25 protein-coding genes and 1 tRNA gene are annotated in these 25,499 nt (G+C 48.4%); 21 read left to right on the top strand and 5 right to left on the bottom strand.

From position 1 onward, the window contains the following. The first annotated feature begins 34 nt into the window (after nucleotides 1-34). From bamA to ACQ5ES_RS03070, 9 genes are all read left to right on the top strand, one after another. Complete coding sequence (gene bamA / locus ACQ5ES_RS03110; RefSeq protein WP_445014495.1) at nucleotides 35-2,521, top strand: outer membrane protein assembly factor BamA; 2,487 nt, start codon at nucleotides 35-37, stop codon at nucleotides 2,519-2,521. Nucleotides 2,522-2,571: 50 nt separating this feature from the next. Next, the gene (locus ACQ5ES_RS03105; protein ID WP_445014494.1) at nucleotides 2,572-3,087 is read left to right on the top strand and encodes an OmpH/Skp family outer membrane protein; all 516 of its coding nucleotides are present in this window, start codon (nucleotides 2,572-2,574) and stop codon (nucleotides 3,085-3,087) included. A 5-nt stretch (nucleotides 3,088-3,092) separates the two neighbouring features. Then, nucleotides 3,093-4,112 (top strand): UDP-3-O-(3-hydroxymyristoyl)glucosamine N-acyltransferase, encoded by a 1,020-nt coding sequence (lpxD, locus tag ACQ5ES_RS03100; protein WP_445014493.1) that lies wholly within the window; start codon nucleotides 3,093-3,095, stop codon nucleotides 4,110-4,112. Between the two features lie 22 nt (nucleotides 4,113-4,134). Beyond that, complete coding sequence (gene fabZ, locus ACQ5ES_RS03095) at nucleotides 4,135-4,590, top strand: 3-hydroxyacyl-ACP dehydratase FabZ (protein ID WP_445014492.1); 456 nt, start codon at nucleotides 4,135-4,137, stop codon at nucleotides 4,588-4,590. After that, nucleotides 4,591-5,355, top strand: a complete 765-nt coding sequence (lpxA, locus tag ACQ5ES_RS03090) for an acyl-ACP--UDP-N-acetylglucosamine O-acyltransferase (RefSeq protein WP_445014491.1) — start codon at nucleotides 4,591-4,593, stop codon at nucleotides 5,353-5,355. Between the two features lie 3 nt (nucleotides 5,356-5,358). After that, nucleotides 5,359-6,534, top strand: coding sequence for a lipid-A-disaccharide synthase (lpxB, locus tag ACQ5ES_RS03085; RefSeq protein WP_445014490.1), 1,176 nt, complete (start codon nucleotides 5,359-5,361; stop codon nucleotides 6,532-6,534). 85 nt (nucleotides 6,535-6,619) lie between these two features. Further along, nucleotides 6,620-7,576: a glutathione S-transferase family protein gene (locus ACQ5ES_RS03080; protein ID WP_445014489.1), complete on the top strand. Its 957-nt coding sequence runs from the start codon at nucleotides 6,620-6,622 to the stop codon at nucleotides 7,574-7,576. Continuing rightward, nucleotides 7,573-8,409, top strand: a complete 837-nt coding sequence (locus ACQ5ES_RS03075; RefSeq protein ID WP_445014488.1) for a pirin family protein — start codon at nucleotides 7,573-7,575, stop codon at nucleotides 8,407-8,409. The genes ACQ5ES_RS03080 and ACQ5ES_RS03075 overlap by 4 nt, the downstream gene beginning before the upstream one ends. A gap of 21 nt (nucleotides 8,410-8,430) precedes the next feature. Then, on the top strand, nucleotides 8,431-9,399 hold the full coding sequence (locus ACQ5ES_RS03070) for an NAD(P)H-quinone oxidoreductase (protein ID WP_445014487.1): 969 nt from the start codon (nucleotides 8,431-8,433) through the stop codon (nucleotides 9,397-9,399). 5 nt (nucleotides 9,400-9,404) lie between these two features. Here the strand turns inward: ACQ5ES_RS03070 and ACQ5ES_RS03065 are convergent. Continuing rightward, nucleotides 9,405-9,489: transfer RNA gene (locus tag ACQ5ES_RS03065), tRNA-Tyr, on the bottom strand. A gap of 51 nt (nucleotides 9,490-9,540) precedes the next feature. Between ACQ5ES_RS03065 and xerD the strand changes: the two genes are divergently transcribed. From xerD to lysS, 5 genes are all read left to right on the top strand, one after another. Further along, nucleotides 9,541-10,488, top strand: coding sequence for a site-specific tyrosine recombinase XerD (xerD, locus tag ACQ5ES_RS03060; protein WP_445015376.1), 948 nt, complete (start codon nucleotides 9,541-9,543; stop codon nucleotides 10,486-10,488). A gap of 71 nt (nucleotides 10,489-10,559) precedes the next feature. After that, nucleotides 10,560-11,306 carry a bifunctional protein-disulfide isomerase/oxidoreductase DsbC gene (dsbC, locus tag ACQ5ES_RS03055; RefSeq protein WP_445014486.1) on the top strand — a complete coding sequence of 249 codons (747 nt, stop codon included), beginning with the start codon at nucleotides 10,560-10,562 and terminating at the stop codon, nucleotides 11,304-11,306. 12 nt (nucleotides 11,307-11,318) lie between these two features. Next, nucleotides 11,319-13,043: a single-stranded-DNA-specific exonuclease RecJ gene (recJ, locus tag ACQ5ES_RS03050; RefSeq protein ID WP_445014485.1), complete on the top strand. Its 1,725-nt coding sequence runs from the start codon at nucleotides 11,319-11,321 to the stop codon at nucleotides 13,041-13,043. A gap of 44 nt (nucleotides 13,044-13,087) precedes the next feature. Further along, nucleotides 13,088-14,186, top strand: a protein-coding gene (gene prfB / locus ACQ5ES_RS03045) for a peptide chain release factor 2 (RefSeq protein ID WP_445014484.1) whose coding sequence is annotated in 2 segments (ribosomal slippage) — nucleotides 13,088-13,162 and nucleotides 13,164-14,186 — 1,098 coding nt in all. Because the reading frame shifts where the segments join, the coding sequence is not laid out codon by codon here. A gap of 54 nt (nucleotides 14,187-14,240) precedes the next feature. Then, entirely contained in the window at nucleotides 14,241-15,755 is a 1,515-nt protein-coding gene (gene lysS / locus ACQ5ES_RS03040; RefSeq protein WP_445014483.1) for a lysine--tRNA ligase, read from the top strand. Nucleotides 15,756-15,800: 45 nt separating this feature from the next. Here the strand turns inward: lysS and ACQ5ES_RS03035 are convergent, their stop codons facing one another. The 3 genes from ACQ5ES_RS03035 to ygfZ all read right to left on the bottom strand — a co-directional run bounded on the left by ACQ5ES_RS03035 (nucleotide 15,801) and on the right by ygfZ (nucleotide 18,552). Then, nucleotides 15,801-16,964: a trans-sulfuration enzyme family protein gene (locus tag ACQ5ES_RS03035; RefSeq protein WP_445014482.1), complete on the bottom strand. Its 1,164-nt coding sequence runs from the start codon at nucleotides 16,962-16,964 to the stop codon at nucleotides 15,801-15,803. 158 nt (nucleotides 16,965-17,122) lie between these two features. Then, complete coding sequence (locus ACQ5ES_RS03030) at nucleotides 17,123-17,611, bottom strand: FKBP-type peptidyl-prolyl cis-trans isomerase (protein ID WP_445014481.1); 489 nt, start codon at nucleotides 17,609-17,611, stop codon at nucleotides 17,123-17,125. Further along, nucleotides 17,608-18,552, bottom strand: coding sequence for a tRNA-modifying protein YgfZ (ygfZ, locus tag ACQ5ES_RS03025; protein WP_445014480.1), 945 nt, complete (start codon nucleotides 18,550-18,552; stop codon nucleotides 17,608-17,610). Before ygfZ ends, ACQ5ES_RS03030 begins: the two co-directional genes overlap by 4 nt. A 78-nt stretch (nucleotides 18,553-18,630) precedes the next feature. On the opposite strand from ygfZ, the gene ACQ5ES_RS03020 reads away from it, so the two are divergent. Beyond that, the gene (locus tag ACQ5ES_RS03020) at nucleotides 18,631-18,903 is read left to right on the top strand and encodes an FAD assembly factor SdhE (protein ID WP_445014479.1); all 273 of its coding nucleotides are present in this window, start codon (nucleotides 18,631-18,633) and stop codon (nucleotides 18,901-18,903) included. A gap of 2 nt (nucleotides 18,904-18,905) precedes the next feature. Continuing rightward, complete coding sequence (locus ACQ5ES_RS03015) at nucleotides 18,906-19,214, top strand: hypothetical protein (RefSeq protein ID WP_445014478.1); 309 nt, start codon at nucleotides 18,906-18,908, stop codon at nucleotides 19,212-19,214. Here ACQ5ES_RS03015 and nadB read toward each other — a convergent pair. Further along, complete coding sequence (gene nadB / locus ACQ5ES_RS03010) at nucleotides 19,170-20,774, bottom strand: L-aspartate oxidase (protein WP_445014477.1); 1,605 nt, start codon at nucleotides 20,772-20,774, stop codon at nucleotides 19,170-19,172. The two genes, ACQ5ES_RS03015 and nadB, sit on opposite strands and share 45 nt — an antisense overlap. A 182-nt stretch (nucleotides 20,775-20,956) precedes the next feature. Here nadB and rpoE point away from each other — a divergent pair, with 182 nt between their 5' ends. From rpoE to lepA, 5 genes are all read left to right on the top strand, one after another. Next, complete coding sequence (gene rpoE / locus ACQ5ES_RS03005) at nucleotides 20,957-21,535, top strand: RNA polymerase sigma factor RpoE (RefSeq protein ID WP_445014476.1); 579 nt, start codon at nucleotides 20,957-20,959, stop codon at nucleotides 21,533-21,535. A gap of 18 nt (nucleotides 21,536-21,553) precedes the next feature. Then, nucleotides 21,554-22,162, top strand: a complete 609-nt coding sequence (locus ACQ5ES_RS03000) for a sigma-E factor negative regulatory protein (RefSeq protein WP_445014475.1) — start codon at nucleotides 21,554-21,556, stop codon at nucleotides 22,160-22,162. Beyond that, complete coding sequence (locus ACQ5ES_RS02995; RefSeq protein WP_445014474.1) at nucleotides 22,152-23,135, top strand: MucB/RseB C-terminal domain-containing protein; 984 nt, start codon at nucleotides 22,152-22,154, stop codon at nucleotides 23,133-23,135. Before ACQ5ES_RS03000 ends, ACQ5ES_RS02995 begins: the two co-directional genes overlap by 11 nt. Nucleotides 23,136-23,158: 23 nt before the next feature. Further along, entirely contained in the window at nucleotides 23,159-23,596 is a 438-nt protein-coding gene (locus tag ACQ5ES_RS02990) for a SoxR reducing system RseC family protein (RefSeq protein WP_445014473.1), read from the top strand. Nucleotides 23,597-23,685: 89 nt separating this feature from the next. Next, a complete protein-coding gene (gene lepA / locus ACQ5ES_RS02985) occupies nucleotides 23,686-25,497 on the top strand; it encodes a translation elongation factor 4 (protein ID WP_445014472.1) in 1,812 nt (603 codons plus the stop codon). Nucleotides 25,498-25,499 lie beyond the last annotated feature (2 nt).

Below are 25,499 nucleotides of genomic sequence, written 5' to 3'. Positions count from 1 at the left end.
AATAAATTTACAATAAACAAATAAGTAGCACAGAATGACGTTGAAAAAGCTATTTTTAAGCGCCCTTGTAGCGGGTGCTGCATTACCAGCCTACAGTGCTGACGAATTTGTCGTAGAAGATATTCGGGTTCGTGGTTTACAGCGGGTCGCTTTAGGCGCTGCGTTAACCTACATTCCTATTCGCGTTGGCGACAATGTCGATAGTGAGAACATTCAAAGCTCTATTCGAGCATTGTATTCCTCGACGCATTTTAATGATGTCGTCGTGCGTCGTGTCGGTGATACTTTAGTATTTGAAGTGACTGAACGACCGACCATTAGCGCCATTGAGTTTGATGGTAATAGTGATATCAAAGATGAACAGTTGGTACAAAGTTTAACCGACCAGGGCATCATTGAAGGCGAGCCACTCGACTTGACAACTATTTCCAGCATTGAGACGGGTCTCGAAGATTTCTATCACTCCATCGGTAAGTACAGCGCTAAGGTGGACGTTAATATTATTAAGTTGCCGCGTAACCGTGTGCGACTTGAGATAGATTTCGATGAGGGTGAGTCGGCTGAAATCCAACAGATTAATATTGTTGGCAATACTGTCTTTAGCGACGAAGAACTGCTCGCCAATCTGGAACTTAAAGATCGATTGCCATGGTGGAATTTCTTAGGTGCTCGTCAATATCAAAAGCAACAGCTTAGTGGCGATCTTGAAACCTTAGAGTCGTTTTACAAAGACCGCGGTTACCTGACGTTTCGTCTTGAGTCTGTACAGGTGAGCATGACGCCTGATCGTTCAGGGGTATACATTACTCTGAATATTCATGAAGGTGAGATATTCAATGTCCGCGAAACCCGTGTAATCGGTGATTTACGCGGTCAGGGCGAAGTTATTAAGCGACTAACTAAGATTGAACCCGGCACACGTTACAGTGCTGCTGAAATCACTTATTTAGAAGAATTGGTAGCGAAAGTTTATGGTCGTTACGGATATGCCTATCCGCAGGTTCGGGCAATCCCAGAGATTGATGAAGCGACCAACGAAGTTGATCTGATTTTCTCGATTGACCCGGGCAAACGGGTTTATGTTAACCGTGTTAAGTTCCGCGGTAACAATGTCACCGAGGATGAAGTTCTGCGTCGTGAAATGCGCCAATTCGAAGGTTCGCCATTGAATGATGACTTGGTTGAGCAGGGCAAAGTGCGGCTTGAACGTTTGGGCTTTTTTGAGACCGTTGAAAGCACAACAAGCCGGGTAAATGGCCGTGACGATTTGGTCAACATTGAATACTTGGTGAAAGAGCAACCGTCTGGCTCATTTAATTTCATGATGGGATATGGCGACTACTCTGGATTGCAGTTTGGTGTGGGTGTTTCTCAAGATAACTTTTTGGGTACAGGTAACCGAGCGGCGATTAATGTTAATACAAACCGCTTTAATAAGTCAGTTAGCTTGTCGTATATGGATCGCTATTTTACAAAAGATGGCGTGAACCTTTCAGGACAAGTTTTCATGAGTGAGTTTGATGCCGGTCGTCAAGAAAACCTTATCCGTTACAACACCAAGCGTTTAGGTATCGGTGGCAACCTGAGTTTCCCAATCAACGAAGTGAGTAGTTTAAGCTTTGGGGCCATGGCGCGCCGTGAAGAAGTCACCAATGTTGAAGGCTACGAGCAAGTTAAACGTTTTTATCAGCCGTACCTGGATGAAGAAAATCCAAACTCTGGCGTAGCTTTCGATATGCTTTCGTTGGAAGCCGGTTGGCAGCGGGTCACGCTTAACCGCGGCACTTACCCGACAGCGGGTACGTCAAATCGTATTAATGCCGAAATTACGGTTCCTGGAAGTGATATCCGCTATTTCCGAGTGAACTACGAATTTAAGCATTATTTACCTATTACCAACGATCATAGCTTTGTGTTATTGACGCGGTTTAAAATTGGTTACGGTAATGGTTATGGTTCAGACGATAAGGGTAACGATTACATCTTCCCGTTTTATGAAAATTTCCGTATCGGCGGTAATGACGATTTACGCGGGTTTGAAGCGAACACAGTAGGTCCGCGTGCCGTTTACCGTTATCCCGATTCAATCTTTGGACCGCCAAATTATTATGGTACACCAAGCGATTTGCCAGTCGGACCAGGTGCTGATACGTTAGCGGTGAGTCAGTATTCAGTGGGCGGTAATGCCATGTATGCGGGGGGTATTGAATTAATCGTACCGACCCCGTTTATAGATGAAGAGACAAAGAATTCCGTACGCACGAGTGTTTACGTTGACGTAGGTAGCGTTTGGGATACAGAATTCCAGTACCAAGAGTTCAGTCAATTAGAACAAAGCGGAAACCGAAATTTCCGTTTGTATGACTTTAGTTCACCAAGTTTATATCGGGCTTCCGCGGGTATTGCCGTACAATGGCTATCACCTATGGGTCCGTTAACCTTTGCATTGGGTCGTCCAATCAAGACCTATACCGGGGATCGGACGAAAAGCTTTAGTTTCAACTTTGGCACGACTTTCTAATAAGCATCATGAGTCGGGCTATTACATTTTTAAAGAACAGGAGTATTCACGTGAAAGTATTAATGAAAACTACAATTGCAGCAGCTCTTTTATCTACTGCGTTTTTTGCAAACGCAGCTGAAGCTCAGCAGAAAATTGGTTTTGTAAGCATGCAGAATGTTTTCCAACAGCTTCCGCAAGCACAGGAAATCTCTGCTCGTTTGCAAGAAGAATTTGCTAACGATTTTGCGGCATTGGAAAAAATGACAACTGAGCTGCAAAGCTTGCAGGAAAAAGCCGAGCGTGACGCACAAATCATGTCGCCAAGCGAGCGTCTGCAAATCAGCCGTGAAGTCGAAATGCTGGAAACACGTCGTCAACTTAAGTACAAAGCATTGCGCGAAGACAGCGAGCGTCGCCAGCAAGAAGAGCGTAACAAGTTGATGCTCGATATCGTCCGTGAAGCGAAAACTGTTGCTCAAGCAGAAGGCTACGACATGGTATTGAACGATAATTCGGTTCTTTACGCAGGTGAATCACTTGATCTTACTGATGAAGTTATCGCTAAAATGACTGGCGGAAACTAAGTCGGATGCAGCAACAAACATTGCAACAATTAGCATCAGTCATTGATGCTGAAATTGTCGGTGATGAGCAACAACTCATCACTGACGTTGCAACTCTTGCCTCGGCCAAGCCGGGGCAAATTGCATTTTTAGCCAACGAAAAATATCGTGCGCAGCTCGATACCACGAAAGCTAGTGCGGTTATTGTTGGGCCTAATGTTGAAGTGCCTGCGGGATTATCTGCGTTAGTGACCAAGAATCCTTATGCTGGGTTTGCAAAAATAGCGCAACAGCTGGATACCACACCTAAAGCGGCAGAGGGGATTGACCCGTCGGCGCAGATCGCGGATACAGCTCAAATCGGCGTTAACGTTGCCGTGGGTCCGCTAACCATTATCGCCGATAAGGCAGTGATCGGCGACAATGTCGAGATTGGCGCCGGCAGCTACATCGGTCCCGGTGTGGTAATCAAGGCAAATACCAAAATTTGGCAACAGGTTGTGGTCTACCATAATTGTGAAATTGGTGCCTATTGCTTAATCCATAGTGGTGCAGTTATCGGTGCAGATGGTTTTGGTTGGGCTAATGAAGCCGGTAAGTGGGTAAAAATACCGCAGCTTGGTCGGGTGATTATTCACGATCGGGTTGATATTGGTGCGAATACCACTATTGATCGTGGTGCATTAGATGACACTATCATTAGCAGCGGCTGTATTATCGATAATCAATGCCAGATAGCACACAACGTTTTCATTGACGAAGATACTGCTATTGCAGGTTGTACCGTGCTGGCGGGAAGCTGTCGAATCGGTAAACGCTGCTTAATTGGTGGTGCAACCGCAATTAATGGCCACATTGAAATTTGCGACGATGTACAAATCAGTGGCTTCTCGATGGTTATCAAAGGAATCACTGAGCCAGGTGTTTATGCATCGGGTATTCCGGCTACTCCACATCGCGAATGGCGCCGTAATGGTGCGCGTTATCGTCAACTCGATGACTTGTTCCAGCGCGTGAAAAAAATCGAGAAAAAACTCGCCGATTAATCCAGTAATTGGAGATTCAATTTTGTCTGTCTCTGACTCAGCTTTTAATATACATGAAATTATGCGGTTGTTACCGCATCGCTATCCATTTTTATTGGTCGATAAGGTCATCAGTTGTGATGCAAAAACGCAGATCCATGCGGTGAAAAACATCACGGTGAATGAAGACTTGTTTAACGGTCATTTCCCAGGTAATCCTATCTTTCCTGGGGTATTGATTTTAGAAGCGCTAGCACAAGCTGCTGGCCTGTTAGGTTTTAAAATCACCGAAAGCAAGCCTGGCGACAATGACCTATACTTATTTGCAGGCGTCGATAAGGCTCGATTCAAACGTCAGGTTATTCCCGGCGATGCTTTGCATTTGCATGTGACCTTTGAAAAGGAACGTCGTGGTATCTGGGTGTTCAAGGGCCGAGCTGAAGTCGACGGACAATTGGCCTGTAGTGCCGACATCATTTGTGCGAGAAGAGAAACTTAAGTGATTCATCCAACAGCTATTATTGATGAAAAAGCAGTAATTGGAACAAATGTTGAAATCGGCCCTTACAGTATTGTCGGGGCCGATGTTGTGATTGGTGATGACTGCTGGATAGGTCCCCATGTGGTGTTGAAAGGTCCGACGGTGCTCGGCAAGGGCAATCGCATTTTTCAGTTTGCGTCAGTGGGGGAAGATTGCCAAGACAAGAAATACAATGGCGAACCCACCCGTCTTGAAATTGGTGACCATAATGTTATTCGTGAATGTGTCACTATTCATCGCGGCACAGTACAAGATCAAAGCCTAACCAAAGTTGGTAGTAACAATTTATTAATGGCGTATGTTCATGTTGCCCATGATTGCATCGTTGGTGATAACGTTATTCTTGCCAACAACACCACGTTGGCAGGTCATGTTCATGTGGGTGACTGGGCTATTTTGGGTGGTTTTACCGGTGTGCACCAATTTTGCCACATCGGCGAACATGCCTTTACCGCAGTCAACTCTGTGGTAGTACAGGATATTCCTCCGTATGTGATGGCCCAAGGACATAACGCGGTACCTCGTACCATAAATAGCGAGGGCCTGAAACGCCGGGGTTTTAGCAAAGAGCAAGTAATGATGATAAAACGTGCCTTCAAAACGTTGTATCGCAAAGGCCTTACCGTAGATGAAGCGGTGGCTGAAATGACAAGTTGGCAAGCCGAGGAACTTAATGAGTTCATTCGCTTTGTCCAGCAAAGCTCCCGCGGCGTTATTCGTTAGCAAATGACTCAAGATAAACCGCTATTGATTGCAGTGATTGCCGGTGAGCACTCCGGCGATTTGCTTGGTGCTGGCTTGTTACGCGAATTGCGGCGACGCCAGCCAAACATCGAGTTTATAGGTGTCGGTGGGCCCTTGATGGAAGCTGAGGGCTTGAAAAGTTTAGTGCCAATGGATGACTTAGCGGTCATGGGCCTTGCTGAAGTGCTGGGGCGATTGCGCACCTTACTTGCCCATCGAAAAACTTTAGTCAAAACATTTCTCGAACGTCAGCCCAGTCTATTTATCGGTATTGATGCACCTGATTTCAATTTGCCGATTGCGAAGCGTCTTAAGGCACAGGGTATTGCAACCTTGCATTACGTTAGCCCGAGCGTCTGGGCGTGGCGGCAAGGTCGTATTAAGGGTATTAAACAAAGTGTTGACCATGTGCTGTGCTTGTTACCGTTTGAAAAAGAGTTTTACGATAAGCATCAACTACCCGCGACTTTTGTTGGGCATCCATTAGCAGATTCAATCCCGCTGCAATGGGATCAAGAGCAAGCACGTGAAGATATCCATTTAACTGACCGTGAGCGTGGCCAACGACAGGTGGTCGCATTATTACCCGGCAGTCGAGCCGGCGAAATAGCTCGGTTGGGGCCGGTATTTTTGCAGGCAGCACAGCAGTACCTGGAACGGCATCCACAAACCTTATTTATTAGTCCGATGATTTCAGCTGCGCGCGCCAAGCAATTTCGAGCACTGCAGCAGCAACTTGCACCTGAGCTATCACTGCAGCTCATTGATGGCCAGTCCAGGTCAGCAATGGCAGCGGCCGACGCTTTAGTGTTAACTTCAGGTACCGTGACGCTAGAAGCGATGTTGATAAAACGACCGATGGTGGTGGCGTATCGCTTCAATTGGCTGACCTTTCAAATTATGCGACACATGTTTAAAGCGCCTTTTTTTAGTTTGCCTAACTTGCTTGCCGGACGCGAACTGGTGCCAGAATTATTGCAAGACGAGGTCAATCCTGAACGCATAGTCGCGGCGATTGAACAGCAGCTGGAAGCTGCCGATCATGGCGAGCTCATTACAACTTTCACGCGTTTGCATCATCGATTGCAACGTGATGCCGACAAGGTTAGCGCAGATGTTGCATTAAGCTTAGCGACGTCCTCAGATAGTTCGATTTAATCGAACGTAAAGCCTGTTTTTTCGCACTAATTATTCAATTAAGTTCTAGCTATACTAGGTGTTCACAAGCAAATTGAGGTGAACCATGGGATTATTAGTTGATGGCAAGTGGCATGATAAATGGTATGACACTGAGAAAAACGAGGGACGTTTTGAACGTAGCGCAGCACAATTTCGGAACTTTGTTCGTGCCGATGCAAACGCGGAATTTCCGGCGCAATCAGGGCGCTACCATTTGTATGTTTCCTATGCTTGCCCGTGGGCACACCGCACCCTTATTTTCCGAAAACTGAAAGGCTTAGAAGATCATATTTCGGTTTCGGCGGTACAGCCACTAATGCTGGAGAACGGTTGGGAATTTGGCGCCGATGAACTTGCTGATCCACTCTACCAACACGATTACCTGTACCAATTGTATCTGCGTGCGAATTCTAACTACAGCGGCCGCGTTACGGTACCGGTGTTATGGGACAAAGAAACACAAACCATCGTTAGCAATGAATCCGCTGACATTATTCGCATGCTTAATAGTGCCTTTAACGACATCACCGGCAACACTTTAGATTTTTACCCCACAGCGCTGCATGACGAAATCGACACTATCAATGATCAGGTCTATGACACCATCAATAACGGTGTTTACAAGTGTGGTTTTGCGACGCGGCAAGCGGCTTATAACCAAGCCTTTGATGCCTTGTTTACAAGCCTTGACGAGATCGAGCAGCGACTGAAAAAACAGCGCTTTTTAACAGGAGACCAAGTAACTGAAGCCGATTGGCGGCTTTTCACTACTTTGGTGCGTTTTGACAGTGTTTACCACGGCCATTTTAAAACCAATCAACATCGTATTGTCGATTACCCGGCAATCTGGGACTATGTAAAAGCGCTCTATCAAGTCCCTGGTGTTGCCGAGACTGTGGTTATGGACCATATTAAAACGCATTATTACGCCAGTCATACCATGATTAATCCGACGCAGATCATACCGCGCGGCCCAGCCATCGATTTTCATGCAGCCCATCAACGAGGGAAGGTGTTATGAGCGTTATTTTAAGTCGTCATCGCGGCATGCCTGCACAAGATGGTGCGGGGGTAAAACTGACGCGGATTGTGAACCAGCCCAGTTTACGGCATCAGGATCCATTTTTGATGCTCGATGAATTTCGCTCCGATGATCCTAACGATTACATTGCAGGCTTTCCGCCGCATCCACATCGCGGCTTTGTGACGTTGACGTACATGTTAGCGGGACGGATGGAGCACCAGGACTCAGTGGGTAATACCGGTTTAGTTGCTGGTGGTGGAGCGCAATGGATGAAGGCTGCACGTGGTATCATTCATGCTGAAATGCCGCAACAAGAGGACGGCTTGATGTGGGGCTTTCAGCTGTGGATTAATTTGCCGGCAAAAGAAAAGCTGGCAGCAGCGGAATGGGCTGACTACCCAGCAGAGAAAATTCCCGAACTGCGGGCGGGTGCCCTTACCGTGCGCGTGGTTGCCGGTGAGTTGGCGACAGCTGACGGAGCACTAAAAGGTCCGGTGCAGCAAGCCCAGCAACAGTTCCAAATGCTTGATGTGCGGTTCGCGGATAGTACCCAGTGGCAGCATCAAAGTGACGGACAGGAAACCCGGCTAGCTTATGTTTATCAAGGCGACATTGTCGTCAATGAGCAAAACGTAGCTCGCGGTGAACTGGTACGCCTTGATCCTAAAGCGTTGCTGACATTGTGTTCAAACGGTGAGGCTGGCATGCTGCTGCTATCGGGGCAGCCGATTGGCGAACCTATTGCGCAATACGGTCCGTTTGTAATGAATACTCAGGCCGAAGTTGAACAAGCCATTCGTGATTATCAAAGTGGCAAACTGACGGCCTAACGACAGGAGTTACCAATAACCATGCCAAGCACCGCAAGCGGTTTTGTTGTTGAGCAGGGACAACCCAAGCAAATAGATTTTAATCTTGCTACGCCAGTTGCAGATGAGGTTGTGATCGCGATTAGCCATAGCGGCATCAATCGCGCCGACTTAATGCAACTGGCGGGGCATTATCCGCCGCCTGCGGGCGCTTCCGATATTCTTGGCTTGGAAGCGAGCGGTCGTGTGGTTGCAGTTGGCCCCACGGTCAGTCGCTTACAGGTTGGGGATGAGGTTTGTGCACTGCTGGCCGCCGGCGGTTATGCCAGTCATGTGGTGGTAAGCGAGCAGCAAGTTGCAACACTGCCGCAAGGATTGAGCCTCGAGCAAGGTGCAGCAATTTGTGAGGCCTATGCGACCGCATGGTATAACCTTTATGAAATTGCAGCGTTAAAAGCTAATGAGAGGCTGGTCTTGCATGCTGGTGCCAGTAGCGTTGGTTTGGCGGCACTACAATTAGCGGTGCAATCCGGCAACCCAGTGTTTGTCACCGCTGGAAGTGATAAAAAACTCGAGTTATGCCAGCAACTCGGTGCAAGTGGTGGTTGGAATCGTCATCAAGGATCATTTGTGGAAGCGATTAAAACTTGGGGGGGTGCGGATGTTATTATCGATCCCGTGGCCGGAGACTATTTGGCGGACGATCAGCAGGTGTTAAATGTTGATGGTCGCATTGTGGTGCTTGGCTTGATGGGCGGCCGTACAGCAGAATTAGATGCTGGACGCCTATTGATGAAACGACAGCGTATACAAGGTAGTACTTTGCGCAATCAATCGTTAACCGTGAAAGCACGAATTATGCGAGCGCTGGAACAGAACGTATGGGCACTGTTAAGCAATGGCAAGTGTGCAGCGAGAATCGAACAGGTGTACCAAATTACTGAAATGGCTGTGGCGTTACAGCAGCTAGCAGATAATCGAACAAAGGGAAAGTTAGTTTTAGCCTGGTAAGAAAATGGTGGAGGGGGCAGGATTCGAACCTGCGAAGGCTGAGCCGTCAGATTTACAGTCTGATCCCTTTGGCCACTCGGGAACCCCTCCACGAAGACGCCGCATCATAGCAGATTGAGGCGGGCTGTAAACCCCGCTATGATGAATGCTTGGTATTTATCGTTCGACTTGAACAGGTTGCTTATTTTGTCGACAACAACTGCTGAATTAATCAACACCTTCCTCGAACGACTCTGGTTAAAGCAGGGCGTGAGTAAAAATACTTCTTCTGCTTATGGCACAGATCTGAAAAAGTTTTATCAGTTTTTGCTGGAACAACAGGGTGAAAACGCTGATTTATTGCAGGTTGAAACCGAAGTTATAGAAAGTTATATGTTGTGGCGACGCCAACAAGGTTTATCGCCACGCAGTACAGCTCGGGCGTTGAGTGCGCTGAAAAAGTTTTACAATTATGCCGTTACCGAGCGTTTGTTAAGTACCGATCCAACCACTCGCTTGCGGCAACCTAAGCAGCCACAAGCGATTCCCCATAGTCTCGTCGAGAGCGAAGTTGAAGCGTTGCTCGAAGCGCCAGATATAGATGATCCTGTGCAATTACGTGATCGCGCGATGTTAGAAGTGTTGTATGCCACGGGATTACGGGTCACAGAGTTAGTGCATTTGAGTTTTGCGCAGGTATCGACGCAACAGGAATTGGTGCGCGTGGTCGGGAAAGGCAACAAAGAACGCTTAGTGCCGCTTGGTGAAGCGGCGCTGGAATGGTTGCAACGCTACCAACAGTATGGCCGAGCGGCGTTGAGCTCCAGTCCCAGTGAGTTTGTGTTTATCACCCGTCGCGGAGGACCTTTGACCCGGCAAGCATTCTGGCACCGTATTAAATTGTACGCGCAGCGCGCTGATATTCGTTCGCATTTATCGCCGCACACGTTGCGGCACGCATTTGCAACGCATTTGCTTAACCACGGTGCCGATCTGCGGGTATTACAAATGTTGCTCGGACACAGCGATTTATCAACAACTCAGATCTACACCCACGTTGCTCGCGAACGTTTGCAACAGCTTCATGCAAGTCATCATCCACGGGCTTAAAAGTGCTGCAGCTAGGCTTAATTCGCGATAAACTGGTAACCATAATGAACAGCTGAAAAATTAGGAAAACTATGAGACATCTACTAGTGGTTGCCAGTGTTGTTGGCTTACTAGCCTGTAGCCCACAGGGTGCAACGCAAAATGGCAATACTCAGAATGATACCGCGCAAATTGATGCAACCTTCAGTAGTCAGCATCTTGAACGGATGGGCTTCAAGATTGAATCGGTAACTGATTCAACCGTCACTGGTATCTACGAGGTGATTACAGATCAGGGTTTGGTGTATGTTACCGCTGATGGTGAAACCCTGATTAGTGGTCGTTTTTACGATATTTCAGGCAGTGAGCCGGTGAATGTGAGTGAAGCGTCAAATCGCCAAATGCGTAAATCAGATATCACCAAAGTGAGTGATGAAGCTATTGTTTATGCGGCCGCAGACGAGCAGTACATGGTTACCGTATTTACCGACCCAACCTGTGGTTATTGCCGCCAGTTACACAATAACCTCGACACTTACCATGATTTGGGTATTTCAGTACGCTATCTGGCGTGGCCGCGCGGTGGCTTGCAAGGTAGCGCGTATCAGCAGTTAAAAACGATTTGGTGCTCAGCCGATCAACAGGCCGCGTTAGATGCTGCGAAAAACGATCAGCGCTTGCCAGCGGCTAGCTGTGATGATCCGGTCGATGCGCATTTTGCTTTAGGTAATAAATTTGGGGTGCGTGGCACGCCAGCAATTGTTTTGCCTTCAGGTGAAATGTTACCCGGCTTGGTGCCGGCAGAACGTATGCTCGGAATGCTGAAAAGCTCACAATAATGTTGTTTAACTGTGGTTGATTTAGCGGTAGACATACAGCGCCGAGCGGATGTTGAGGTCGGTAATTTGCCAGCGGAAATGCCGCTGGTTCTGCGCCAAATCTTGGCCAGACGTGGCGTGTCTGAGGTAAATCAACTCGATTTGCGGGTGCAACATTTACCGCATTTTCAGCAATTGCGTGATAGCGAAAAAGCCGCCGCACGAATTATGGACGCCATTATTGCCGATCAGGTGATTTGTATTTGTGGTGACTTTGACGCTGATGGTGCGACCTCAACCGCGCTGATGGTGTCAGTGTTGCAAGCCATGGGGGCGAGCAAAGTAAATTACTGCGTGCCTAACCGTTTTACTGATGGTTACGGGTTATCGCCGAATCTAGTGCGGGCGGCGCAGCAACAAGGTGCCGAACTGTTGATTACCGTCGACAGTGGTATCTCCTGTCATGCTGGCGTCGCTGCCGCCAATGCGGCCGAGCTGGATGTTATCATTACCGATCATCACCTGGCGGGTGCCGAATTGCCACCCGCATTTGCCATTGTTAACCCCAACCAGCCGGAATGTGACTTTCCCAGTAAAGCGATTGCGGGAGTCGGGGTAGCGTTTTATTTGTTGTTAGCGGTAAGGGCTGAAGCGCGGCTACGGCAGCATGCAGCGGCGCAGGTCAATCTTGCCGATTGGCTTGATCTGGTCGCGCTGGGAACCGTCGCTGACGTGGTTAAACTTGATGGGGTAAACCGTATTCTGGTGCAACAAGGCTTGCAACGGATCCGTAGCGGCCATTGTCGGCCAGGTATTAAGGCGTTGTTGGCGGTGACTCAACGGGAAGCACCGCGCTTACAAGCGAGCGATTTAGGGTTTGCTTTGGCGCCAAGAATTAATGCTGCGGGTCGTTTAGATGATATGGCGCTGGGCATCGAGTGCTTGCTGAGTGCGAACTATAGCAATGCCGAGGTGTTGGCGCAGCAACTCAATGAACTCAACGGCCAGCGGCGCGAGATCGAGACTGAAATGCGTGAGAGCGCTGCTCAGTATGTCAGCCAACTACAGCTAGACAGTAGCGAACTACCCGCGTTGTTGGTGTTACATCAGGAAAGCTGGCATCAAGGCGTTATCGGTATCGTCGCAGGTCGGGTCAAAGAACAGTTTCACCGACCCACCATTACTTTTGCGCCGGGCGATGATGGCTTATTGAAGGGCTCAGCGCGATCGATTCCGGGGTTGCACATGCGCGATTTATTGGAGCGTATTCATAGTCTTGAACCTGAACTCATTCCCCGCTTTGGCGGGCATGCCATGGCGGCAGGGCTGTCGTTGCCAGCGGAAAATCTGGCGCGCTTCAAAGAGCTTGCCGAACAGGTTGCGCAAGAATGGCTCAACGAACAAGATTTAAAGCGACAAATATGGAGTGACGGCGAACTCGATGGTTCGTGTTTCAGTGTTCCCTTTGTCGAACAACTGCAGCGGCTCGGACCATGGGGCCAAGGTTTCCCTGAGCCAAGTTTCGATGCGATATTTGAATTTGTGCAACAACGTATTGTTGGTCAAAATCATCTTAAACTGGTGTTGCGTAGTGACGATGGCGTGATGCTTGACGCGATTGCTTTCAATGTCGATACGCAAAAATGGCCCGACTTAGCTGTACGCCAGGTAAAAATTGTCTACAAATTACAATTAAATCACTTCCGTGGCCGCACCAATGTGCAGCTGCTGGTGGAGCATTTACAACCTTTACGGTAAAATGCCGCCCTTTGTATCCATGAATGGACGAGCTGAGACTCACTATGTTTGAAACTAATGCGACCTATGTTGCCCTAAAAGAGATGCGTGAGCGCAGTGAAGCGCTTCGGGGGTATCTTTGACTATGCTCATAAAGTTGAGCGCTTAGAAGAGGTTAGCCGCGAACTGGAAGACCCAAATGTGTGGGAAGACCAAGAGCGGGCGCAGTCACTGGGTAAAGAACGGGCCAGCCTGGAAGAAGTGGTCGAAACCTTAGACCAACTTGCCCAGGGATTAGAAGATGTTGAAGGTTTAGTCGATCTCGCGGTCGAGGCCGAAGACGAAGCTACCTATAACGAAGCCGTTGAGGAACTAAACCAGCTGGAGCAACAGTTAGCTAAGTTAGAATTTCGGCGGATGTTCTCCGGTGAACAGGATGCCGCTGACTGCTATTTGGATATTCAATCTGGCTCGGGTGGTACAGAGGCACAAGACTGGGCCAATATACTATTACGCATGTATTTGCGGTGGGCAGAAAATCACGAATTCAAAGCCGAAATCACCGAGTTATCAGAGGGTGAAGTGGCTGGTATTAAATCAGTCACAGTGCGGGTTCAGGGTGATTATGCTTACGGCTGGTTACGCACCGAAACGGGCGTGCATCGGTTAGTGCGTAAATCGCCGTTTGACTCCGGAAATCGTCGGCATACGTCGTTTGCATCGGTTTTTGTGTATCCGGAAATTGATGACTCAATTGAGATTGAGATCAACCCTGCGGATCTGCGGGTCGATACCTACCGTGCGTCGGGTGCTGGTGGACAGCATGTTAACCGAACCGACTCGGCCATCCGTATTACCCACGAACCAACGGGTATCGTGGTGCAGTGTCAAAGCGATCGCTCGCAACATAAAAACCGAGATGCGGCGATGAAACAATTGCGCGCGAAATTATTTGAACTTGAATTGCAAAAGCAGCTGACAGAAAAGCAGGCATTGGAAGACAGTAAGTCAGATATTGGCTGGGGTAGCCAAATTCGTTCGTATGTACTTGACGATGCACGTATTAAAGATTTACGGACTGGCATTGAGAACCGCAATACCCAAGCAGTACTCGATGGCGCACTCGATCCATTTATTGAAGCGAGCTTGAAGTCTGGACTTTAAGCGGCGCTTTCGCAGCATTTTAAAGAGCACTAAAGAAACTATAGGATTTTAACCATGACAGATAAAACGCAAGGCAATGAAGTTGTTGATGTTAACGAACAGATTGCGCAGCGAAAGGCGAAATTAAAAGCTTTGCGTGAACGCGGTGTGGCGTTTCCAAACGACTTTCGTCGTGAACACCTTGCTGCCGACCTGCATGCTGAATTTGATGATGCTGACAAAGAAGAGTTAGTAACCAAGGGTATTCGTGTCGCTGTTGCCGGTCGCATGATGACTCGCCGTATCATGGGGAAAGCAAGCTTTGCGACCATTAAAGATATGTCTGGGCAAATTCAACTTTACGTAGCTCGGGATAATCTACCTGAAGGTTTTTACAACCAAGAATTTAAAAAATGGGATTTAGGCGACATCATTGGCGCCACGGGAACTTTATTTATTACCGGAACCGGCGAGCTGAGTGTTCAGGTGGATGATATTCGCCTGTTGACCAAAGCGCTGCGACCACTGCCGGATAAATTTCATGGTTTGGCTGACCAGGAAACCCGTTACCGTCAACGCTATCTCGATCTCATCGCCAATGATGACTCCCGCCGCACCTTTATAGTGCGTTCGAAAGTTGTTGATTACATCCGCCGTTTCCTTGCTGAACAGCAGTTTCTGGAAGTTGAGACTCCAATGATGCAAACTATTCCGGGTGGCGCTGCGGCGCGTCCTTTTATGACCCACCACAACGCTCTTGATATGGAATTGTACTTGCGCATTGCCCCTGAGTTGTACTTGAAGCGGCTGGTGGTAGGTGGTTTCGAGAAAGTGTTCGAGATCAACCGTAACTTTCGCAACGAAGGGCTTTCGACCCGTCACAACCCAGAGTTCACTATGCTTGAATTTTACTGGGCTTACGCGGACTTTAATGACTTAATGGATTTAACCGAGTCGATGTTACGTGGTATGACCAAGGAAATCTTAGGTTCGAGTGAGTTTACCAGTGAAGGAGTTGATTATGACTTCGCACAGCCGTTCGCTCGAATGACGGTTAACGAAGCTATTTTACAACATCTACCAAGCGCATCAGCTGAGCAGCTTGCGACGTTTGAGGAAGCCTCATCATTGGCGGAAAGTCTTGGTATCCACGTTAAGAAAAATTGGGGTCTGGGTAAGGTGCAAATCGAAATTTTCGAAACGGTTGCCGAACACAAGCTTATCCAGCCGACCTTTATTACTGCTTACCCGGCAGAAGTCTCGCCGTTGGCGCGCCGCAATGATAATGACCCGCATATCACCGACCGCTTTGAATTCTTTGTTGGTGGGCGTGAATTGGCGAATGGCTTTTCTGAGTTGAATGATGCTGAAGATCAGGCTGAACGTTTCCAGCATCAGGTCGAGCAAAAAGAAGCAGGTGATGATGAAGCCATGTTCTTTGACGAAGACTACATTACCGCGCTTGAACACGGCTTGCCACCAACTGCCGGTGAAGGTATTGGTATTGACCGTCTGGTCATGCTCTTAACCGACTCGCCGTCGATTCGTGATGTATTGTTATTCCCACATATGCGCCCGCGTAAAGGCTAAAGTAAAGTAGTAATAGAATAATAAAAAGGCCCCGCGGGGCCTTTTTTAGTTAGGAAGCGCAGCAAGAAAATCGTCTAGCAGCTCTTGTCGATCCTCGATTCCGCACGACATGCGTAACAGATCATCCGGACAGGGTGTGCCAGGACCTTCAACGCTGGCGCGATGTTCAATGAGACTTTCGACTCCGCCAAGTGACGTTGCCCGTTTCCATAATTTGGTATGGGCGGCGACGTGGATAGCGGCTGCAGCGCCATCACGCAAGCGTACCGAAAGCATGCCGCCGAAGCCGCCGTGCATTTGTTGCTTGGCAATTTCATGACCGGCGAATGATGGCAGGCCAGGATAGAGAACTGCTACCACTGCAGCGTGTTGTTCCAGCTGTTCGGCGATAAATTGTGCTGTTGCACAGCTTTCTCGAACGCGTAAATGCATGGTTCGCATACCGCGTAAAAGCTGGGCTGCGTCGTGTGGGCTTGGCACTGCACCACCTTGCGATCGAACCAGGCGAATGCGTTGCCAGTAAGCATCATCACGGGCCGCAATCAAGGCTCCGGCGATAACATCTGAGTGGCCATTTAGGTATTTGGTTGCCGAATGCATAACAATATCGGCACCTAGAGCAATAGGTTGGCTCAGCAGGGGCGTTGCACAGGTTGAGTCGATCGCAACCTGGGCACCGGCTTGGTGTGCGAGTTGAGCTATAGCAGCAATATCACTTACGCACCAGAGTGGATTACCTGGGGTCTCTAACCATACTAACTTGGTGCGGTGCGGCTGCAGGTGTTGTTGCACGGCAGCTACATCAGTCATATCAATAAATTCGATCTGTAAACCCCAGTCCGTCGCAAAATTGAGTAGCCAGTTACGTAAGGACCAGTACATAACTTTTGGTGCAAGTACGTGATCCCCCGGCCGTAGACCTTGAAAAACTGCAGTGGCAGCAGCCATCCCTGAGCCAAAGAGCAGTGCCTCGTGACCTTGTTCAAGCTGGCATAACAGAGCTTCGACAGGCTGATAGGTTGGGTTATCTGCTCGTGAGTAGACACGCCCGCTGGGGTAGCTGTTGTCGGCACCGCGCAGGTAGGTTGTAGCAACATGAATGGGGGGCACGACGGCTTGAGTTTCCTGATCAATTTTACCCAACGATTGAGCGAGGGCAGTGGCAGCTGAGTAAGGATAGTTTTTTCCAGAATTGGCATTCCCAGACATAAGGTTTCTCTTGTGCGGTTACAGTGGTAATAAGAGGTTTAGATTATAGAAATGCGAGGGTATTGAAAAGGACTAAGCAGGCAATAAAAAAGCGCATCCTTGTTGGGATGCGCTTTTTATTATGCTTGGCGTGTAAGTCTACACCGTAAGTCGTTCGATTAAGCGTGGTCGTGATCGCCGTCAGTGTGCACGTGACCATGCTCCAGCTCGGTTGGATCAGCGTCACGAACTTCAACAACTTCTACGTCAAAGTTAAGCTCAGTACCTGCTAATGGGTGGTTACCATCGACAGTTACTTGATCATCGTTAACTTCAACAATAACTACTGATTGCTCACCGTTGTCCGTGCTGGCACGGAATTGCATGCCTGGTTCGACAGGGTTGTCGCCGAACAAGTTGCGCGGTACGGTTTGGATCAGGCCATCGTGGCGCTCGCCGTAAGCATTTTCAGGAGAGATGTCGGTAGCGAATTTGTCGCCTTGGCTTTTACCTGCAAGTGCATCTTCGAGACCTTTAATCAACATGCCGCGACCAAAGATAAACTGTAACGGTTGACCTTCTTTAGATTGGTCTAACGTTTGTCCTTCGGCAGTTTTCACGGTGTAGTGAATGCCGACAACTTTGTCTTGGCTAATGGTTTGAGTCATGATTCATCCAATTTATAAGGCAGTGGGTAAATTTCCAAAAGACTCGCGTCATCACCTTTAATGCGTAATGGTGTGGTGCTTTCGAGATCACTCGGAAGTACCGCTAACACATCAAGATGCTGGTCAGCACGGCTCACTGCATTTATTACCGTACCTGCACGTCGCCAGTTGTCACCAAGCTGTTGTTCAACAATTGTACCTGTTGCAACCTGCTTGCCGTGACCACTAAGGCGGAAAAGTGCACGCTTTTGCTTGCCCAAATATTTCATTCGGGCCACCGTCTCTTGGCCGATATAACACCCCTTGCTAAAGCTTATGCCGTCCAAGGCTTGAACATTCAGCATTTGGGGTACGAACTCTTGTATTGTACCTGAAAACAGGGTCGGCCGACCACGTTCGATTTCTAACGCATGCCAATAGCGCAGATCCGAGTTGCTGGGTAGTGGTTCGCCACGGTTCAGGCAAAGATACTGGTCAGGATGTGTACCAAGACTTAGCACCACAGCATGATCGGTGTGACTCACGCTGTTTGTGCCTGCTTCTTTAAGTGGTGTGCCAAGCAGTTCTGCCAGATAAGCTGGAGCAGCTGTGCCAAACACGCCAAGTAATTGGAAGTCGGTTGTGGCATCACGAATCTCAACCTTGTTAAAGACGCCAAACTTCTGGAGTTGGTTTAACGATGCTTCCAAGCCTGGCTTGGACGTAACTATAAGTACGCCATCAGCGTAACGAAGAATCCAAAATAGGCTCAACGTCTTGCCTTTATTGTCGCAGTGAGCGCCGAAAATCCAGTCCTGCTCAGAGAGCTGAGCGAGGTCGCAGGTGAACTGCCCTTGCAAAAAGCTTTCAGTGTCAGGTCCCGAAACTTGAATAATCCCGTGATCATCAAGTGAAACTGTTACGTATTCGGGTGGAGCTTTGGTAAACTCTGTCGTTAACACAATCAACCTCGTTGTTTCGCGTCTATGACAGAAAGGTGGGGACAGATTTTTAATATACAAGGGGCGCAATAAAATCCTATGCAAAAGTTACAACAAAATGCAGATAGCTTACGTGACAAGAACCGCATGCGTTGGGCTTGTCGCCGCGGCATGTTGGAGCTCGATGTACTGTTTATGCCATTTGTCGAAGAGGCCTACGACGATTTAGATGAACCCCAGCAAGCTGCATTTCGACGCTTGTTAACTTGCGATGACCCTGATCTTTTTGCCTGGTTTATGGGGCATCAAGCCTGCGAAGATAAAGAGCTTAAAGGTATGGTCGATTTTATTTTGAGTCGAGTGAAAGTTTAGAGGTGTGGCTTTGCTGTCAGCGTCCGTGGTTGTGGTGCGGTATTGCACCATCGGTTTGGGCGTTCGATAGTGAGCAACAGCGACTACTGCGGCTGGATAGCTTTGCTTTATGGCAACTGGAGCAGCCGAGCGCTATCTTTGTCACACCCTGGCTAATACTTGCTCGCTTTGAACGTGTGCAATGTGGAAAATTGCAACGCGCACCCTGCTGGTGGCTGTGCTGCGTGTTCTGGACCGATGGCCAGGCCTTTGCTCGTTGTCGACGCTTATTTTTGGCCTGGCGTGAGAACCGAGGGGTGCGCAAGCTCTGACGTTTCTGGATAATCGAGATTGTAGTGCAGGCCGCGGCTTTCTTTGCGTTGCATCGCCGAACGTACAATAAGTTCAGCGACTTGTACCAAGTTCCGAAGTTCCAGCAGGTTGTTGCTGACCCGGAAGTTACTGTAGTACTCGTGGATTTCTTGTTGTAGCAACTCGATACGGCGTAAGGCACGCTCGAGGCGTTTATTGGTACGCACAATACCCACGTAATCCCACATAAATAAACGAAGTTCGTGCCAGTTGTGCTGGATGATGACTTCTTCATCGGAATTGGTCACTTTGCTTTCATCCCAGCCTGGTAAATCTAAATGCAATTGTGCAGTCGCTAGTTTTGTACAGATATGTTCCGCAGCGGCTTGGGCGAAAACCACACATTCCAACAAAGAATTACTCGCCATGCGGTTGGCACCGTGCAGTCCGGTGCAAGCGACCTCACCAATCGCATATAAATGAGGTAAATCTGTTTGCGCACGCAAATCTGTCATGACTCCACCACAAGTGTAATGGGCTGCTGGCACTACCGGCATAGCTTCGTGAGTGATATCAATACCTAAGCCTAAGCATTTATCGTGAATCGTTGGAAAGTGCTCACGAATAAAATCGGCAGCTTGATGGGAGATGTCCAGATACATACAGTCAGCACCTAAACGCTTCATCTCATAATCGATGGCGCGCGCTACAACATCGCGAGGCGCGAGCTCAGCGGCTTCGTGAAAGTCGGGCATAAAGCGGGTACCGTCCGGACGCTTCAATAAAGCACCTTCACCACGCAAGGCTTCGGTGAGCAAAAATGAATGGGCATTAGGGTGGAACAAACACGTCGGATGGAACTGGTTAAACTCCATATTAGCGACCCGGCAGCCGGCACGCCATGCCATGGCAATACCATCACCACTGGCGACATCCGGGTTGGATGTGTATTGGTAGACTTTACTTGCGCCACCTGTTGCCAGCGCAACAAACTTGGCAGCGACGGTCTCAACCCGTTCAGCTGCGCGGTTCCAAATATAAGCACCATAAACCTGTTGTTGTTTAAGGGTTTGCCGGTTGGTAATCAGATCAACGGCATTATAGCGTTCTAAAATGCGGATATTGGAATGGGCCTTAACTTTACCAACAAGTGTGGTTTGTACGGCTTTACCGGTTGCATCAGCTGCGTGTAAAATACGCCGATGGCTGTGGCCACCTTCTTGGTTTAGGTGGAATTTAGATGCACTGTCGGCGGCGTCAACGCGGTCAAAACCAACCCCGAGGTCAATCAACCACTGTAAACCTTTACGTGCATTTGACGTGGTATAGGCAACAGCATCAGGATCACAGAGCCCGGCACCAGCGACCAACGTATCCTGAATGTGACTTTCAATGCTATCATCTTCATCGAAGACAGCGGCGATGCCACCTTGAGCGTAATAGGTTGACCCTTCAGTAAGTGGTCCTTTGGATAGCACAATGACATTAGCGTGATCAGCAAGATGCAAGGCAAGGGTAAGGCCCGCAGCGCCACTGCCGATGATAAGTACGTCGCATTGATAATCGATGACTTGTTTCATAAAGTAGGGGAATAATCAGGCACAAAGCGCTGTTTTGTCGATGGAATACCAGCGATTTTACTCTTTTAGAATTATTTTGCGAACTTTTTACCAGAGCTTCGGTCATAATTTGCAACATGCAATTTATAAGAGCTTGGGCCTGGTTCGCAGTACACGCTATGAGTTGAGGAGAACAGGCTCAAATGAGCGAACAAGATACTGATAAAGCCCTCGTACTGCGAGTACAGCAGGGTGACCAACAGGCTTTTGATTTGTTGGTTAAAAAATATCAGCACAAAGTAATGAGCCTGATTTCGCGTTACGTAAAGCAGGCAGCAGATGTTCCAGACGTGGCCCAGGAAGCGTTTATCAAAGCTTATCGGGCGATAGGGAACTTTCGGGGCGATAGTGCGTTCTACACTTGGTTGTATCGCATCGCCGTGAATACTGCGAAGAATTATTTGGTGTCACAAGGGCGCAAGCCACCGGCATCAGATGTTGATGCAGAAGAAGCAGGTTTTTACGAAGGTTCAGGCGCACTTCGTGATTCAGCATCACCAGAAAGTTTGTTGTTGACGGATGAAATTCGCGATGTAGTGATGCGCACAATTGAGGCATTACCGGCAGACCTCCGTCGAGCAATTACCTTACGTGAATTAGAAGGGCTAGGGTACGAAGAAATTGCAATCGAGATGGATTGTCCTATTGGAACGGTGCGGTCACGCATTTTCCGAGCTCGAGAAGCAATCGACGCGCAGTTAAAACCCTTATTAGAGCGCTAAAAAGTTAAAGGAAACCTTATGACAGACCGTAGCTATGAACAAGTATCAGCACTGCTCGATAACGCGATCAATGATTCGCGGGAGCAGGAGCAGCAATTGGATACTTTGTTAAGCGACACCGAAGCGCAACAAGCTTGGGGACGTTATGCCTTAATAGGTCGAGTAATGAAAAACGATGCTACAACACAGCAGCCACTGGATATCAGTGCTGCAGTAGCAGCTAAAATCAGTAACGAAGCGCAACCTGGCAAAGTCGTTCAAGGTCGGTTTGGTAAGCAAGCGTTACAAGGTTGGCTGCGACCTGCTGGCAGCGTTGCGATAGCGGCAAGTGTCGCTTTAGTAGCAGTTCTTTCGGTGCAACAAACGGCACCTGTGGTACCAGAAGAAACCGCGCAACCTGCTTTTGCAACCGCACCTATTGGTGGTCGGAATCCAGTAAGTTATAATACTGTGCTGCAATCGAATGAACCAACGCAAGCTGAGCTTGCACAGCAGAGTCGTTTGCTGCAATCCTACATGTTGGATCATCAACAACAACTTCAGCTTTCTTTGCAGGCGCAGCAGTTAAATGAGAATTTTGAAACGAATACTAAAACGGACGAAGAACCAGTCGAAAATGACCAATAGCTGGTGGCGTGGCAGCCTTGTTGGGCTGCTGCTGGTTAGTTTTACCGCTCCAGTCGTCGCCCAAGCTCCTGCCGCACAAACACCTTCCGCGTCTGCCGAGTATTGGTTTAACCAAATGTCGTCAGCGCTTCGCGAACTCAACTTTGAAGCTACGCTAGTTAAAAGCAGCGGTGCGCGGCTCGAACCGATGACCTGGCTGCACGGTGTGTACGAAGATGGTCTCGAAGTCGAGTTAGTAGTGCGCTTGAATGGTGCCGATGTTCGCAGTGTCCGCATTGGTGACGATACGTCCTATTATTCACAGCCCAGCGATAGCTCTTACACCTTGCATAGTGATGTGACCTATGGCTTATTGCCTGCGGCGTTCTACCTACCTTTCGAAAAATTACAGCCTCATTATCAGGTTTTAGTTGACCGTGGTATGCGGGTTACTGGCCGTTCCACCTATTTTCTTCGCATTTTAAGTCGCGATAATGATCGCTACCATTATGGTTTATGGATCGACCGCAAGAGTGGCATGCTGTTAAAAATGCAAATGACCACGCCGCAAGGCGAGGTGCTAGAGCAAATCCAACTGACCACCTTTGTGGAACGTGAATCAATGCCAATTACTTTGAGTGATTTACGTGGTGTTCAGCGCCCTCCGCGGTTGCATGAGATACGCAATATGGAGCCACCACGATTCAGCCTGGAACCCCAGTGGGTACCTGCTGGATTTACCTTGCTACGAGCCAGCCACCGACGAGTTGCGGAAACGCGGCTAGCGACCGATTACTTTCTCTACACCGATGGTCTTACTGAAGTGTCAATTTACGTGAGTCAGAGTCAGCAACAAGCGTTGCCAGAGTTGGCGCTGAAAGGACCTGAATCACTGTTTAACCTTAATAAAGGTGACTATGCCATCACCGTTGTAGGTAAACTTCCAGTGAACACCTTGCAGCGAATTGCTGAGAGCATGCAATCAAGTAGTTAAGTAAACAGTTAAACGGTAAGCCAATGATTAGAGAAGTCGCGATTATCAAAACCGTCGAGCAAGATACCCTGCTGGTGACCACTGAGCTTAAATCCGGGTGCTCAGGGTGCGCGCAACAGTCGAACTGCGGCGCCGGTATTATTTCCAAAGCATTTTCCGATCGACGAGCAGAATTCAGAGTGGCAAAACCAGCGGGCATGACGTTCGCGGTTGGCGAGCAAATCGAATTGTTATTGCCCGAACAAATGTTAACCCGAGCATCTTTATTGATATACGGGGTACCGCTTGTTGCCTTGTTGGCAACAGCCTTATTGGCCCAGCTAGTGCTTGGTATCAGTGAGGGAAGGGCTATCCTTTTGTCCTTAGCCGGCTTTGCGGCTTCGTTTTGGGGACTTAAGCGTTGGTTCCAGATGCGTGATGTTAAAGTCAGTCAATTACTTCAAGTGCAACAATTGCACTGAAATCTCCCGAAAAACCTTTGTTATGAGCCGTATTATCAGTATGATCACCGGTTATTCACGTATTTAATTTTGTAGTTGCGGGGGCATGAATGCCAGAACGGGCGTTTAAGCAAGAAAATATTCGAAATTTTTCGATCATTGCGCATATTGATCACGGTAAATCGACCTTATCTGACCGACTTATTCAAGATTGCGGCGGACTATCCAATCGCGAAATGGCTGAGCAAGTGCTCGACTCCATGGATCTTGAGCGGGAGCGGGGCATTACCATCAAGGCGCAAAGTGTCACCTTGCACTACACTGCAAAAGATGGTGAAAGCTATCAACTAAATTTTATCGATACGCCGGGCCACGTAGATTTCTCGTATGAAGTTTCGCGTAGTTTAGCCGGTTGTGAAGGTGCGTTGTTGGTCGTTGATGCAGCTCAAGGCGTGGAAGCGCAAACCTTGGCAAACTGCTACACAGCGATTGAAATGGATCTTGAAGTGGTGCCGGTGCTGAATAAAATCGACTTGCCCCAAGCCGACCCGATGCGCGTGGCTGAAGAAATTGAAGACATTGTTGGCATCGAAGCCATCGATGCCGTGCAATGTTCGGCGAAAACGGGTGTTGGCATAACTGAAGTACTTGAACGAATTGTGCGTCAAATACCGCCACCCCAAGGTGACCCAAACGCTCCGTTACAAGCTCTTATTATTGACTCGTGGTTTGATAACTACCAAGGCGTAGTGTCATTAGTCCGGGTAAAGAATGGTATCTTGCGCGCGGGTGACAAAATGAAAGTGATGTCAACCGGACAAACGCATCAAATTGATAAGGTTGGTTTTTTCTCACCAAAGCCAACAGAAACCGGTATTTTGCGCTGTGGCGAAGTTGGCTTCGTGATCGCTGGCATTAAGGACATTTTGGGTGCACCTGTGGGTGACACCTTAACGCTGACGAAAACTCCAGCAGATGGTGCTTTACCGGGTTTTAAGAAAGTGAAGCCGCAAGTGTATGCTGGCATGTTCCCGATTTCCTCTGACGATTACGAGAACTTCCGTGATGCCCTCGGCAAACTGTCGTTAAACGACGCATCGTTGTTCTATGAACCTGAAAACTCTTCAGCTCTTGGTTTTGGTTTCCGTTGCGGATTCCTCGGCATGTTGCACATGGAGATTATTCAGGAGCGGCTGGAGCGTGAATACGATATCGATTTAATCACCACTGCACCAACCGTGGTATACAAAGTCGTGAAAACGGATGGTTCCGAAATTAGTGTAGATAACCCGACTAATTTGCCGCCGGTCAACGATATTGAAGCGATTTACGAACCTATTGTTGAAGCCAATATTTTGGTACCACAAGAGTATCTTGGTAACGTTATTACGCTGTGTGTTGATAAGCGAGGCGTGCAGACAAAAATGGCATACCACGGTAAACAGGTTGCCGTTACCTATGAGTTGCCGATGGCGGAAGTTGTGATGGACTTCTTCGATCGTTTGAAATCGACGTCGCGCGGTTATGCGTCTTTAGATTATCAGTTTAAACGATTCCAGGAAGCCGATATGGTCCGTGTCGATGTACTGATTAACGGTGATCGTGTTGATGCACTTGCGATGATTACTCACCGTGAGCACTCGCAAGGAAGAGGCCGCTTGTTAGTGGAAAAAATGCGCGAATTAATACCGCGGCAAATGTTTGATATCGCAATACAAGCGACCATTGGCAACCATGTCATTGCGCGCTCGACAGTGAAACAATTACGTAAAAACGTGACCGCAAAATGTTACGGCGGTGATGTCAGTCGCAAGAAGAAACTGTTACAGAAGCAGAAAGAAGGTAAAAAGCGGATGAAACAGTTAGGGAATGTCGAAGTTCCGCAAGAAGCATTCCTCGCGGTGCTTAAAGTAGGGAAATAACC

Source organism: Pseudidiomarina xizangensis, from assembly GCF_052541995.1.
The sequence above is the reverse complement of the archived record's forward strand: the minus strand, read 5'-3'. Positions and strand labels throughout refer to the sequence as shown.

Excerpts from the sequence above, each read along its gene's own strand:
- bamA (WP_445014495.1), top strand. The coding sequence starts at position 35 with ATGACGTTGAAAAAGCTATTTTTAAGCGCCCTTGTAGCGGGTGCTGCA.
- lpxD (WP_445014493.1), top strand. The coding sequence starts at position 3,093 with ATGCAGCAACAAACATTGCAACAATTAGCATCAGTCATTGATGCTGAA.
- lpxB (WP_445014490.1), top strand. The coding sequence starts at position 5,359 with ATGACTCAAGATAAACCGCTATTGATTGCAGTGATTGCCGGTGAGCAC.
- ACQ5ES_RS03080 (WP_445014489.1), top strand. The coding sequence starts at position 6,620 with ATGGGATTATTAGTTGATGGCAAGTGGCATGATAAATGGTATGACACT.
- ACQ5ES_RS03075 (WP_445014488.1), top strand. The coding sequence starts at position 7,573 with ATGAGCGTTATTTTAAGTCGTCATCGCGGCATGCCTGCACAAGATGGT.
- ACQ5ES_RS03070 (WP_445014487.1), top strand. The coding sequence starts at position 8,431 with ATGCCAAGCACCGCAAGCGGTTTTGTTGTTGAGCAGGGACAACCCAAG.
- xerD (WP_445015376.1), top strand. The coding sequence starts at position 9,541 with ATGAATGCTTGGTATTTATCGTTCGACTTGAACAGGTTGCTTATTTTG.
- dsbC (WP_445014486.1), top strand. The coding sequence starts at position 10,560 with ATGAGACATCTACTAGTGGTTGCCAGTGTTGTTGGCTTACTAGCCTGT.
- lysS (WP_445014483.1), top strand. The coding sequence starts at position 14,241 with ATGACAGATAAAACGCAAGGCAATGAAGTTGTTGATGTTAACGAACAG.
- ACQ5ES_RS03035 (WP_445014482.1), bottom strand. The coding sequence starts at position 16,964 with ATGTCTGGGAATGCCAATTCTGGAAAAAACTATCCTTACTCAGCTGCC.
- ACQ5ES_RS03030 (WP_445014481.1), bottom strand. The coding sequence starts at position 17,611 with ATGACTCAAACCATTAGCCAAGACAAAGTTGTCGGCATTCACTACACC.
- ACQ5ES_RS03020 (WP_445014479.1), top strand. The coding sequence starts at position 18,631 with ATGCAAAAGTTACAACAAAATGCAGATAGCTTACGTGACAAGAACCGC.
- nadB (WP_445014477.1), bottom strand. The coding sequence starts at position 20,774 with ATGAAACAAGTCATCGATTATCAATGCGACGTACTTATCATCGGCAGT.
- rpoE (WP_445014476.1), top strand. The coding sequence starts at position 20,957 with ATGAGCGAACAAGATACTGATAAAGCCCTCGTACTGCGAGTACAGCAG.
- ACQ5ES_RS03000 (WP_445014475.1), top strand. The coding sequence starts at position 21,554 with ATGACAGACCGTAGCTATGAACAAGTATCAGCACTGCTCGATAACGCG.
- ACQ5ES_RS02995 (WP_445014474.1), top strand. The coding sequence starts at position 22,152 with ATGACCAATAGCTGGTGGCGTGGCAGCCTTGTTGGGCTGCTGCTGGTT.
- ACQ5ES_RS02990 (WP_445014473.1), top strand. The coding sequence starts at position 23,159 with ATGATTAGAGAAGTCGCGATTATCAAAACCGTCGAGCAAGATACCCTG.
- lepA (WP_445014472.1), top strand. The coding sequence starts at position 23,686 with ATGCCAGAACGGGCGTTTAAGCAAGAAAATATTCGAAATTTTTCGATC.